Source organism: Parabacteroides sp. CAG:2 (assembly GCF_000436315.1).
GTDB classification, from domain to species: domain Bacteria; phylum Bacteroidota; class Bacteroidia; order Bacteroidales; family Tannerellaceae; genus Parabacteroides; species Parabacteroides distasonis.
Window position 1 is genome coordinate 58,648 of record NZ_FR885273.1, and the last position, 12,524, is coordinate 71,171.

The 12,524-nt window shown below is 41.3% G+C and carries 13 protein-coding genes; 4 read left to right on the forward strand and 9 right to left on the reverse strand.

Annotation, left to right across the window (positions count from 1 at the left end; genetic code table 11):
• Positions 1-111: 111 nt before the first annotated feature.
• From QVP94_RS04700 to QVP94_RS04730, 7 genes are all read right to left on the reverse strand, one after another.
• Positions 112-1,392, reverse strand: a complete 1,281-nt coding sequence (locus tag QVP94_RS04700; protein WP_022192082.1) for an O-antigen polymerase — start codon at positions 1,390-1,392, stop codon at positions 112-114.
• A 6-nt stretch (positions 1,393-1,398) separates the two neighbouring features.
• Complete coding sequence (locus QVP94_RS04705; protein ID WP_022192083.1) at positions 1,399-2,385, reverse strand: hypothetical protein; 987 nt, start codon at positions 2,383-2,385, stop codon at positions 1,399-1,401.
• A gap of 7 nt (positions 2,386-2,392) precedes the next feature.
• Positions 2,393-3,163: an acyltransferase gene (locus tag QVP94_RS04710; RefSeq protein WP_128865783.1), complete on the reverse strand. Its 771-nt coding sequence runs from the start codon at positions 3,161-3,163 to the stop codon at positions 2,393-2,395.
• Positions 3,164-3,216: 53 nt separating this feature from the next.
• Positions 3,217-4,749 (reverse strand): lipopolysaccharide biosynthesis protein, encoded by a 1,533-nt coding sequence (locus tag QVP94_RS04715; protein ID WP_022192085.1) that lies wholly within the window; start codon positions 4,747-4,749, stop codon positions 3,217-3,219.
• Between the two features lie 116 nt (positions 4,750-4,865).
• The gene (locus QVP94_RS04720) at positions 4,866-5,744 is read right to left on the reverse strand and encodes a lecithin retinol acyltransferase family protein (RefSeq protein WP_022192086.1); all 879 of its coding nucleotides are present in this window, start codon (positions 5,742-5,744) and stop codon (positions 4,866-4,868) included.
• Between the two features lie 64 nt (positions 5,745-5,808).
• A complete protein-coding gene (locus QVP94_RS04725) occupies positions 5,809-6,921 on the reverse strand; it encodes a hypothetical protein (RefSeq protein ID WP_130881999.1) in 1,113 nt (370 codons plus the stop codon).
• 12 nt (positions 6,922-6,933) lie between these two features.
• Positions 6,934-7,614 (reverse strand): hypothetical protein, encoded by a 681-nt coding sequence (locus QVP94_RS04730; RefSeq protein ID WP_022192088.1) that lies wholly within the window; start codon positions 7,612-7,614, stop codon positions 6,934-6,936.
• 143 nt (positions 7,615-7,757) lie between these two features.
• Here QVP94_RS04730 and QVP94_RS04735 point away from each other — a divergent pair, with 143 nt between their 5' ends.
• The 4 genes from QVP94_RS04735 to QVP94_RS04750 all read left to right on the forward strand — a co-directional run bounded on the left by QVP94_RS04735 (position 7,758) and on the right by QVP94_RS04750 (position 9,376).
• A complete protein-coding gene (locus QVP94_RS04735) occupies positions 7,758-7,985 on the forward strand; it encodes a DUF4248 domain-containing protein (RefSeq protein WP_022192089.1) in 228 nt (75 codons plus the stop codon).
• A gap of 235 nt (positions 7,986-8,220) precedes the next feature.
• Positions 8,221-8,694: an HU family DNA-binding protein gene (locus QVP94_RS04740; RefSeq protein WP_005855124.1), complete on the forward strand. Its 474-nt coding sequence runs from the start codon at positions 8,221-8,223 to the stop codon at positions 8,692-8,694.
• A 43-nt stretch (positions 8,695-8,737) separates the two neighbouring features.
• Positions 8,738-8,848 (forward strand): smalltalk protein, encoded by a 111-nt coding sequence (locus QVP94_RS04745; RefSeq protein WP_151896172.1) that lies wholly within the window; start codon positions 8,738-8,740, stop codon positions 8,846-8,848.
• A gap of 12 nt (positions 8,849-8,860) precedes the next feature.
• Entirely contained in the window at positions 8,861-9,376 is a 516-nt protein-coding gene (locus QVP94_RS04750) for an N-acetylmuramoyl-L-alanine amidase (protein WP_022192090.1), read from the forward strand.
• Here QVP94_RS04750 and QVP94_RS04755 read toward each other — a convergent pair whose 3' ends face one another.
• Together QVP94_RS04755 and QVP94_RS04760 are read right to left on the reverse strand one after the other, a co-directional pair.
• Positions 9,377-10,102, reverse strand: a complete 726-nt coding sequence (locus tag QVP94_RS04755) for a tyrosine-protein phosphatase (protein WP_011965858.1) — start codon at positions 10,100-10,102, stop codon at positions 9,377-9,379.
• A 5-nt stretch (positions 10,103-10,107) separates the two neighbouring features.
• Positions 10,108-12,492, reverse strand: coding sequence for a GumC family protein (locus tag QVP94_RS04760; protein ID WP_022192091.1), 2,385 nt, complete (start codon positions 12,490-12,492; stop codon positions 10,108-10,110).
• Positions 12,493-12,524: the final 32 nt, after the last annotated feature.

A 12,524-nucleotide genomic window follows, 5' to 3' on the forward strand; every position in this document is an offset into this window, starting at 1 on the left:
CCCAATGAAGCATTTCGCCCAAAGTAACCAAAATCAGAAGGATTCGGCTTTATATAATAATGTATAAATATACCAATAGCGTGTTTAATGCGTCTTAAAAGATTCATATTATTATTCAAATTTTGTATCTAAACAATCTCTAAAAAGCTTTTTCCTAAAAACATACAGAATAATAAGCCATTCAAAAACTGGTGTATAAACAGCAAATATATGTCCAACAGGAGACTGAAATAGAAGAAATGATAATTGACCAAACAATAAAATCCCTATAACTGTACAATTATATTTAAGCCTAATACATACGTATTCTATAAAAAAACAAAGTAATCCCCAAAATAATGCTCCTCCACAAAAGCCAAAATCATAATATAAATAAGGCATTATAGACTTAACAGTAACAGATAATCCCAGATCATGAGATATTGATTTTGAGAATTTTTGACTCATTGGAGACAAAATAAAGGCTTGCGCCAAAGTACTTTTCCCATATTCGTAATTATAACAATCTTCAGGATATTGTTCAAGTACCATATTTGTCATTCTAGAGCCATCTGTTAAGTATAAAAATTTATCCATATAGGTTCCATGATTATCAGATTTATTTCGAAGCTGGGCTATGACAGAAAAAAGAGATGAAAAGATTAGTACAATAACTGTTATATGCATTATATCTTTCTTTCGCAAACCAACATCTAAAGAACTGTATTTACGGCTAAAGAAGAAAGTAACTAAAAAAGGCAGAGTTGAAGTCAAGATCCACACTCTTCCTCCAATAGATATATTAATAAAAGAACACAATAGCACATATTTAAAAAAGCCCCTTATATCTATTCCTGTTTGACCATATTTATATCCTAACAACATTAGGTAAAAATTACCAAGAATGTTTATGTGTCCTGATATCCGTTGAGCAATTGCTGCATATCCTACTCTTTCTGTCGAAAGAGCTAATATACGATAATCACTAAATGAATCAATATTACCGATTGTTACAATTAGAAATATAAACAATAAAATACCAATAATACCACAAAAATAAGGAATCCATTTAAATTTACCCAAGATTCTATCAATCGTTTCTATATCTATTAGTTGTACCTTCAATTTAGTTTCCGCCCTTGCTGTTGCAATATGAGCCATAGTAAAACCTATCACAGATGTCAACATTAATATACATATGAACTCGCTCGAAAAGTTAAAAACATTATTACTAACTTGATTTGACACAAACAAACCTTTTAGTTGGAATATTATGAGTAAGATTGTAATCAGCCAAATAAATGTATGAATTATAGAAGGAAGTAATAATCTATAACGCTTTTGCATAAGTAAAAGCGTTAGATAAACAGCCGTTATGCCTAAAGCCCAGTAACAATAATCTAAACTTTCCATAAATGTTTACCAATAACAAGCTCCTTCTACTTTACTCGCGGACTTTGGTCTTTCACTTTGTGAAGGCCTTACCCAATACTTATTGTAAAGACTACTATAGTTTGTTTCCAATTGTGGTAAATCTTTCCAATGATAAGCATCATTGTCCCATCTTTTCCCTTTAATACCAAAAAGGAGCTGAGAACCGCCACCCATATGAACGGCTTTCTTACCCATTCGTTTAATTGTAGCAGCCAATGACAAACCGTATGCTCCACACCCTAAAATACATATATCAAAATCTATTCCGCTGATTTCATTTTCCATATAAGTAAGTGCCTCAAACCAATCACAAAAAATCACATCATTACCGGCATTAGACTGAACTGCACGCAACGTTTTCAACTCAAAAGATGGTAATATGTTAGTATCTTCAAACAGTAGTTCCCGTCTTGCATATTGAGATTCAATGGTATCTACAAATGGATGAACAACCAATACTTTTTTCCCTTTTAATGCAAGTGTCCATGGTTGTTTAGTCCAAAATGGATAGAGACATTCCAAATGTACCTTGATAAGTCCTTTCCGTAACGGCATAAACTTTTCAGTATAGTTAAATGAGCCTAACAAATCAATTTCCGGAATATCTTGCAGGTAACGTTCGGCAAATCGATCCAAAATTTCTATGCTTTCAGGAAAAATGCCAGCATTCAGACGCATTGATTTATAAAATAGTTTATCCCACCAAGGCAAACCAGTATCATCCGTGATATAATCATAGCATCGCTTAAACAAAGGCGAATTGGAGTGAGTTGTTAGGTAATTGTTTACAATGCCTATCTCGCCCGAACCAAAACGAGAAATCATACAAGGTCTATCCTCTTCCAATAATTTCAGTATCTTCTCATTTGCAGAATCTCTATCCAAATCAGAGTAATCCACCTTAAAAACAGGTTTCTTTATATTCCTATACAATTTCCTAGTTCCTTTTATGATTAAATTTCTGATTTCCATATTTATCTCAAAATTCTTGATTAATATCATCTAATTTATCTTCGTACTGATCTACCAAGTAGTATTTTTCCTGTGGATGCTCATTGAACCATTTGGAAATCTTTTGATCATACTTAGGAGAAAAAACCCGTTTAATACCGGTCGCCACCAATTTAGTTGGAAGACCTGCCAACATCATAAATTCACCTTTCTCTTTCGTAAAATCCTTATTGACCAAACTTCTAGCTGCGACAATTGTAAAATCTTTAGTTTGACATCCTCCAAATATAGTAGATCGATTGCCAATCCAATTATAAGCACCTATTTCTATCGGATTGGTACAACGTCCTATTACTTTCTTACTACTATTATACATATAATGAAATCCACTGTTCATTATAACAGTATCAAAAGCGATCCTTGAATATTTTCCGACATGTATCTTACTTCCGTTACATATCAATCTTACACCTGAACCTATATATGCATATTTTCCAAAACGCAATTCACCTATAGCAACTCTTAATTTGCAGTTGAGAGCTATAGAGGCTGGTCCTTCAAATACAATCTTGCTCTTAGTTCCTCCCAAAGAAATAAATCCACTATGATCAAAAAGACTGAAAGACTCAGTATTTTTGCCTATTTTTACCATACCCGTTTTTATATAAGTATTCTCAAAAATGACTTCTCCATTAAGGCCAAAGAGACGGACACGACCATAAATAAATATAGGTAATTTTATTGCCTGCTTGAATGGCAATGTCCTAAAATTGAAATAAATTGTCCGCAAAATACTCAACCTCGGTTGATTTATCCGAGCTTCCAGACTTCCACATATACGTGACAAGACACTCATACTCTTCTCAATACTTTACTAAACATTATATAAAAAATCGTTCTTTCTAGTTGGGTAAAAGCCACTCGCCAATAAAGGGGTAGACTCAAAAGGAAAACTGTCAATATACCCCATAGTTCCGATAAAAGCAAATAATCAGCACTCTCCTTCACAATACAAGCAACAAGAGCAACGACAACAGTTACTGTCATCCCTTTTACAATAACTCTTTTAAAAAAAAGACTTACAGATAGCCCTAAGTTCTTGGATGCAACAATAAGATTTACTATTCCTCCTATACTTCCTTTCCAAATTAGCCAGTTTATCAAAATCCATGTAGGTGAAAAATCTCCCAAACTAAACATAATGATACTGATAAGGATAGGCATCAAATTAGTGATAGATCTCAACACATTATATACCTTAATATGTCCATCGGCCATAATACTTTGATAAAGAAGTACTGTTAGTTGGTCAACCAAAGTTAATACTAGCAGAATTGAACAGAATGCTACAGTCCATTCAGGAACATTATGTAACCACAGATTAAGAATATAAGGTAAAAACACCAACACCGGTACCCCTACAAAAGCAAAAAGCAAGTAAGAGAACTTACAACCTACATATGAAATCTCCAGCATCCTGTCTCGTTGATTTCTACCTTCAGACTTCACCAATACAGGCGTGACAGCCTTTATCATATTCATAGATACGCCCATCAATACTCCTGACAGCTGTGTAGCAATACCCAGTGCTGCATTTAGTTCTGTTCCAAAGTAGTGGTTGATTACGATATTCATGCCAAAAAGGGAGATCATACCAGTGGCCGTATTTGTCATATTCCATCCGGCAAACGATGTCATTTCCTTAATGGTAGCCTTATCGTAGTAGTGGCACATCTGCACTTTCCGACACTCCTCATAATGTTTCCGACAATATTGTTGTGTAATAAAACGTAACAGAAAACTTTCTGCAGCCATTAAGATAGCATAGAATACTAACTTTTCGTTGTCTCTATAGAGAATAACTATCGCTATCAGCAGTTTCAACATCACATCTATAATACCGAGGATGGAGTAGAAAAGCATGTTCTCATGAGCATTAATCTCGGCATCATAGGGAACAATAGTGATGGAAAATACGGTACTTGCCATCATGCAACCGTATATAATCGCAGCCTCCGTCTCTTTTCCTGTCGGAATGTTCAGTACCCCATTGAAGAAAAACAAAGCAGCAGTTCCCAAGAGAATGATGGTGACAACCGCCAAGATGTAATGCACGATTAGTGCATTGTTGAATATCAACTGTATCCTTCTTTCATCACCACTTCCTTCGGCATGGCTGAGATACCGTTGGATCACACCGCTCATGGAGGTACTTATAAACCCCAGCATTGCAATAGAACCGCCCACTACATTATATAGTCCGTAGTCCGATGCACCCAATGTCCCTAGTAAAATACGAGTCGTAAAAACACTTACCAATAACGAAACAATAGTTCGCACGTATAAAAACAATGTATTTTTCACAACACGTTGAGAAGTAGACATGTAATTAAGTCAAATTTAATATTTGATAAACCTTTGTTTCATTAGCATTGGTAATCCTTTCAAAAAAGCAAGCTACTAAATAGAGTCATAAAAGAATCTAAAAAGCACAACATTTTTTAACCAAGCAACAATTTCCGTTGCGCAAGACGGACCATCAGTGGAGCCGGATTTCTAATGATTATGCTTGCCAGAATAGAAGTCGCATCAATAAAGAAATTCGTAACTTGCGTGCTATAGGCTTTCCCTGTTTTACACCAACTCACGAAATGTTCACAATTGTTTGCCATTAGTCCATAGTCTCCAAAAGATACGAATCCCGCAAACACCAATAACGCTCTGTTTCGAGCTACCAGCCGATTCGCCGTATCCTCATGCTTGTATTCCACTTGTAAAAGGTAGGTTCCCCATCTTTCAAACGCACGTTCTTCCACTTGCTCAAACTCCTCAAGAATAATCTGGGGTGCTCCGCTCCCATTGCCTCGTGAAAAATGGATAACGTATCCCTCTTCAATAGCAAGCAAATGGTGCTGAGCCGGAGCCATCCCTGCCATATAGAATGTATGTATATAATGTTTCCCCATCTTAGATCGATGAAAAGCATTCGCAAATGATTTGTTCCCAACCATGCAGATTAATGTGAAATCATCACCATATACACTACATAGATTTATACTAGCCGGTATCGCATTACCACGACCGGCTGTATAATAATGAACGGCATTAGCATAAGCTATGGATTTGTCAAATTCGAATTGCGGCGTGTATTCATATAGACATGCGCCAGAACAGAAATCCTTGGCCGAACATTTTTCTATGCTAAACAATATAATTGAGCCCATTTTGATACAACGCTGGAAGATCACGCTATTATCGCCATAAATACCGAATTGGAACATTCGGTTGTTTCGTTGCGCCACGATAGGAGTTCCTTGTTCTTTATATCTCAAATCGGAATAATCCAATCTGATATGATTATTTAAAAAGTTACCAAACATATTCTATTTATTAAAATAAACGCTCTATAGTTTACTTTTCCTTTCCTATGTGCCACCAATCCAATTAGCAAAACTCCAGAATCCTCTCCTCTATCTCCGCAAACCGTTCCTCCAGAACGTTGATACGAGGTTCATCCGGCAAACGGAAGGGTTGGTCTCGCAAATCAATGATTTCTGACGCATGGTTGAATGTGGAACAAAGCAATAGACGTTTGGCACGCTCATCCCGCTCCTCGGACTGACGCAGGAACTCATGCGAATGGTCGGCTGGATAAGTTTCCTTATAAAAATGCCAAATGCAATCACGTAAGGCGGCATGGCGTATGCCCGCATCTCGGACGAGGTTTATTTGCTTCTCATCGGCCTCACCTGTAAAGATACTTCTCAATGCCTTGTCATAATCCAAAATATGGAGAGTAAGCAATAGATTGATGTTGGAACGAAGTACCGCCTCGCCAAGCATCCCAGCCTTTTCCATATACTGGACCAATGCTTGTTGCCACGCCAAATGGTCGCAAGCGAATTCTTCGAGCATTCCTTCGCCTCCGGACTGCAAATAGCCGGAAAAGTCAAAAATTTGACGGCCATATTGTCGCATTTTCTCCTGTTGCTCTTTGGATGCCTCTGCCCGTATATCATCGGGCAGTCCATCCGGAATCATAGAGTCCATGTATCCCTTCATCCGGTTGGGGAGTCCTTTCGTATACAGATATTGGACCTCCTCCACACTACGACGTGCATCAGCGAGAAATTCAGCCGCTATTTCAGGACGATAGTAAAAGAGGGCGTGAGAGGATTCGTGAAGCAATATAAACAGCATTTGCAGTTCAACGGATTGCGTCACAGAGTTTACATAACGCCTATCAATCTTGCGTATGATTTGATTCACCTCCTTTTCCAATTGGTCTAACGCAACCTCCGCTTTGGGATAGGCATCGCAATCCAAATAGAGGTTGTAAAGTCGGAAAAACACGACACTCTCACTGTCGATGGAAGGGAACTGCAACATCAGGTTATAAAGTGTCAGGAAAGATCTGATTTTAGGATTAAACCGCACAAAACAACCCATTACGTCCACTTTGGGAAAGACACAACCAGGGCGTGCCTTCTCCAACATAAGGCGAATGCCATACTGCCGGTTGATTCGCTCCAACGCCTCGTTCATTAACGCTTCCATATTCATGTTCCTTCATTTCTTCGCATGACGTGCCAAGAGAATCGCTTGCTGTAAGCTCAATCCGTCACGGTCAATGTTGTTATATATATAATGTATATGTACTTGCCCGAGCGTCTCCTCATCAGACAGGGCGGCAAGACATTCCAAAGCATCAGCCATGCGATCGGCACCGCCCTCCACCTCATAACAGCAGAGGATACGATCCGCATAGGCGGCATCAAAACCACGAAGGATAATCTCCTTACACTCCAATTCGTACATCCCCGTGCTTAGATGGAGTTTGCCCGTGTCTTGATACGGTATCTCCAGCACGATCCGGATACGTCCCTCTTTTCCCTCCTCGGACTTAGGAGCCTCGATCTCGATATGCCCCGAAGCCTTTCCATCCAGCAGCACTTGGATGGCCTTATGCTTTTCCACCATGGAGAGCCGGCGTATCATCTCGTTGCAACGGCGGTTGAATGTGGCATAGGTAACGCCTCCTTCCAACTCACCAAAATAAGGTCGCAACGCCTCGAAGAATGCCTTTTTAAAAACCGTTCCGGCATTAGCCCGCTTGTTATCATCCAGGATCATCGCTTTCACGACTTGCTCCACCACCTCTTTCATGGTGTCGCACGCACCCAATTGATCCAGGTAACCTTGCAGCCGCACTTTGTCCGAGATGTACCAGTCGAGTGTCTTAGTCGGCATGGCGATCGCTATTTATGTGATTCATGCAACAGGTCGCAACAAATTTTCCGCTTGTCTGCGGCCACCGTATTTTTGCCCGCAAAGCTTTACGATAGAGACCGGTATCTATAAATCGAATAATCACCATAAAAAAATCAGAAGTCATGAACGAGACAAATTTCCGCATCCGCCCCTACTCCAAAAGGGAGTTGGCGAAGCTCTATTTTCCTGATACAATTAACGAGGAATCTGCCATCGCAAACCTCCGTAACCTGATGAAGCATAACCCCGACCTGCTCGCCGAGTTGAAAGAAGCGTACTATAAGACTCATAACAGGACGTTTACACCTAGGCAAATAGGCATCATCGTACAGTATCTCGGTGAACCGTAAGCGGGAACTGAAGCCGTTAGTTATTCACTTCCCGAGCCGTTAGTTATTCACTAGGTATAGCCGCTAGTTATTCACTTGACAAGCCATTAGTTATTCACTTCGGAAACGCCTTAAACGAAACAACCGGAATGAAACCGAAAGCATCCGAAAGTGAGGTTTTCGACTTCCTTACTTTTGTATCAGTCAATGACATTGATAAAAATAACAGAGTATTCACTATTAAAATTTTAACATTATGGCACAGCCTTTTTATGCTAGAAAAATCGATTTGAACATTGGCCCTCGTAAGGGAGAAACTGTTTACAGTGCTCAAGCTTATTATTATGGTACAATCACTACCAAGCAGGTGGCTACCCAGATCGCACAAGAGTCGGCCTTGACACCGGCCGACGTGATCGGGGTCATCGAACGTCTCGCTTATTTCTGCCAAACCCACATGGCGCTTGGTTACAAGATCAAGCTGGACGGATTGGGCATCTTCTACAACGAGTTGCTCACCGAGAAAAGCGTAAGCACACCCAAGGAGGTGACAGCTAAGCTGGTGAAAAGTATCCGACCGGCGTTTAACGCCGAGTATACGATCCTTAACGGGACGTTCCGTTATGCGCTCCTGCCCGAGAAAACCAATTTGGTGAGAATCGACTTTAAGGGTGGGGTACCTATCGTAACTCCCGAGGAAGGGGACTCCGAAAGTCCCGACGAGATCTGATCTCCAAGAACTATACATTATTCACCCTCAAATTTGAACAGACATGAGCAATTCAAGTAAAATCGATTGGAAGAAAATAGTCCAAGCTATCGTACAGGCTATTATCGCAGCCTTAACGGCATTAGGTGTATCTTCCTGTGTTTCTCACTTCTAAATTCTAGTGACAATGACGCAAGAAACATTTCCCATGATTGTCGGCGGAGAAGAGACGCTCAACGAGCGTACCCTGCTGACGCAAGTGGAAAGCGGATTGATGATGAATGGGGCGGACTCTGTCCGCTTCATCGTCATACATTGCTCCGCTACCCAAAGTGACCGTGACTATACGGTGGAACAGCTTCTCCGTGACCATAAGGTACGGGGATTCCGTACCATCGGCTATCATTTCTATATCCGCAGGAGTGGAATCGTGACACAGCATCGCCGACTGCTGGAAGTAGGTGCCCATGTCCGTGGACTCAATCGTTGCAGCATAGGTATTTGTTATGAAGGCGGATTGGATGAAAGCGGCAAAACCGCCGATACCCGTACCCCGGAACAGAAGGAGCGATTGAGGGAACTCCTGTGGAAACTCCACACGCTCTTTCCTCATGCGTTTATCGTGGGGCATCGTGACTTGCCCGGCGTAAAGAAAGCTTGTCCCTGCTTCTCGTGCGATGAATATCGTTACTTGTTCCATTAACTATCCCGGGAAATGTGTCGCTATGATGCCTTGCAACATTCGAGAGACATTTCCCGATATTCTTTTCTTCATAACACTTTCTTTCCAAAGCGTAAGGCTATGAATATCAGTTCCACAGAGTTGATAATAGCCGTTTTTCAGTAGCCACTCCGCCTTACCTCGAACCTCCGGACCATATGCACCGATCAAGGAAAGGAGATTCAATTGGAACCTCACGTTCATACCTTTCAATCGCCAATAATCTTTCTCATTCATATAGGTATATCGTTCGGGATGCGCCAGTACAGGTATATAGCCTTTTGCCTTGATCCGAAGCAGAATATTATTTAATCCCATCGGAGGATTAAAATAGGAAGTCTCCACTAGCAAATGTTTTTGAGCCTTGCCAATCGGCAACAAGTCTTCTGAGGCCAGTCGCTCCTCAAATAAGTTATCCAACATGTATTCCGCGGCTAAATGGAGAGCTATACCTCCGGAATAATATTGAAGAAGAAGCTGGAAACGTTCTCTCAATTTCTCGCTCGTGTTGGGAATGTCTTCCATGACATGGGGAGTAAGCCAAATAGATTTAACTCCTAGTTTCTCCAAACAATCCAACGTATCCAAAGATTCACCCAACGTCCGTATACCATCATCCACCCCGGGTAATATATGTGAATGGTAATCAGTAAATCCCTCCAAAATACCGCTTCCCACAAGACTGGTCTGCTTTTTGAAAAACCACATCCTATTTATTCCTCTTTCGTATATCCGGCGTAGCCGTAATGGTAGCCATATTTGTAGCCATAACGGTTACCTCCTCCGTCTGTTCCATTTAAGATCAAAGACATGTTGCCGTATTTACGTTCCGTATGGAACTTCTCGACATCCGCTAACAGGTTTCGGTCAAGTAATCCCGCACGGATGATAAACAAGGTCAAGTCTGAGTACTTATTGATAATGGAAGCATCGGCCACGATCTCGACCGGCGGACAATCGATAAAGATATAATCATACTCCATACGGAGCTGTTCCAGCAATGTGGCAAAACGTTCCGAGAATAAAAGTTCCGTAGGGTTTGGGGGGATCGTACCTACGGGAATCACATCCAAACCGGCGATAGTTTCTCCCTTTACGATAATAGAGCTATAATCCGGAACCTGTCCGCTTAGGTAATCGGATATGCCACACTTTGGAGAATGGATATAATCGCTAAGGGATGCTCGACGAAGGTCCATATCTATCGCCAGAACTTTTTTACTTTTTACGGCGAGACTCGTGGAGAGATTCATCGTTATAAAGGTCTTACCGCTACCGGGATTCAAGGAAGATACCATGATAACCTTTGAGTGAGCGTCTTTTCCCATCATGAACTCTAAATTGGTACGTACTACCCGGAATGCCTCATTGATTACGTTGCGGCTTTTTTCCTTGACTACGATTATGGCCTTTTCCTCTTTCTTACGCCGGAAAAAGCCTTTTTTCGCCCGATATGACAAAGGTATCTCTCCAACGAATGGAATGGTCAATCGCTCTATATCTTTTCGCCCGCGAATAGTCGTATTCATATTCTCCAACATAAACAGGATCACGACCGGTATTAACAAGCCGAGCGCAAAAGCTACCAATAAGATATTCTTCTTAACCGGGGCTATAGGAAGCATATTTCCCGTCGGCGGGGTGATCAACCGTGTATTATATGCCGTAAAAGCTTGGGACAACTCATTCTCCTCACGTTTCTGCAACAGGAATAAATACAATGACTCTTTTACCTTTTGCTGACGTTCCACTGATAACAGGTATTTCGCTTGCGAGGGATTAGCGGCGATACGGGCCGTGGTTTGCTTCTCGCTTTGTCGCAAAGTACTAATTTGCGTATTAAGCGTGACTACCAGATTATCAATGGACGAGATGATAGCCGTACGCATGGCCTGCAAGGAATGATCCAGATCCATCACCAACGGATTTCGCTCGCTACTGTTCGCCACTAAATTGTTACGTTGCAACTGCGTCGTATTGTATTCTGATATCTGATGTTCTATATTGGTGCTTTCCAAACCGGAGTTAGCCGGTAGCAACTGGTTCTTGCTGGAAGCGTTCGTCAAGTAGTTCCGGATATAACGGGCCATGGATAACTGAGTGTTCAAAGTAAGGATGCGGGAATTGGTCTCGCTGGATTGCGCCAGATACAAACTGGAGGCCGCTTGCACATCCGGCAGCAGATTCTCGCTTTTATAAGTAGAGATATTCTCATCCACGCTCCCCAACTCCCCCTCAATCACACCCAAACGATCATTGATAAACATGGAGGTACTGATGGCGATCTGGTTTTTGTCTTTTACCCAATTCTCATTATAGACGGATATCAAGGTATTCAATATGTCTTCCGCACGCCGCACACTGACATCCTTAATCGAGAGGTTGATCACCGTTGATTTCTCGTCGCTTAACGCTACGCTCAAATTACCGGAATAGGCGGATAACGTGCCATACAGACCGGATCGCGAGACATAAATCGGCTGAGCGAACGCTCCTTGAAAATAAGGGGTCGGATCTATCGTCAGTTTACCCACCGGAGTCGTAACCAACTCCCGTAACTTACAGGTCATGACCGAGGTCTCTTCAAGCTCCTCACCCTCCCGAATGAAATCGGATAGTTCCACGTTCTCCTCATCCAGCAAACGTAAGGTAAAAGACACGGATTCATTATCTTGCAAATCCGCAAATGAAACAGAGACCGGAAGATCCTGTCCATAAAGGACTTTGCGATAAAAAGCCCCATCCGTATGATAGGCAACATCCAAACGCAATCGATTCACGACATCCAGCATAATCGCAGGAGATTGCAAGGATATCAACTCATTGTTCACATTGGTGTTCGCCTGAAAAAGCCCCAGATCGGAAAAAGAGCCTCCCACCTCGCCGGAAAGAGATTGCCCCTTCGACTCGTCCTTGATCAACAAAGCCGCCGACCGCATATAAACCGGAGGAGTAACCAATACATAAAGAATAGCGACACTTAGCGTTATCCCCAAAGAGATGACAAACCAATACCACTTGGAGAGACAGAGGTAAAACAAGTCCTGAATCCGCATGAAGTCCTCCGGTTGACCCGTTCTAACGTTATTTTGAGCCATAATTTTTTAATGAATGAATTGAATGATCAATT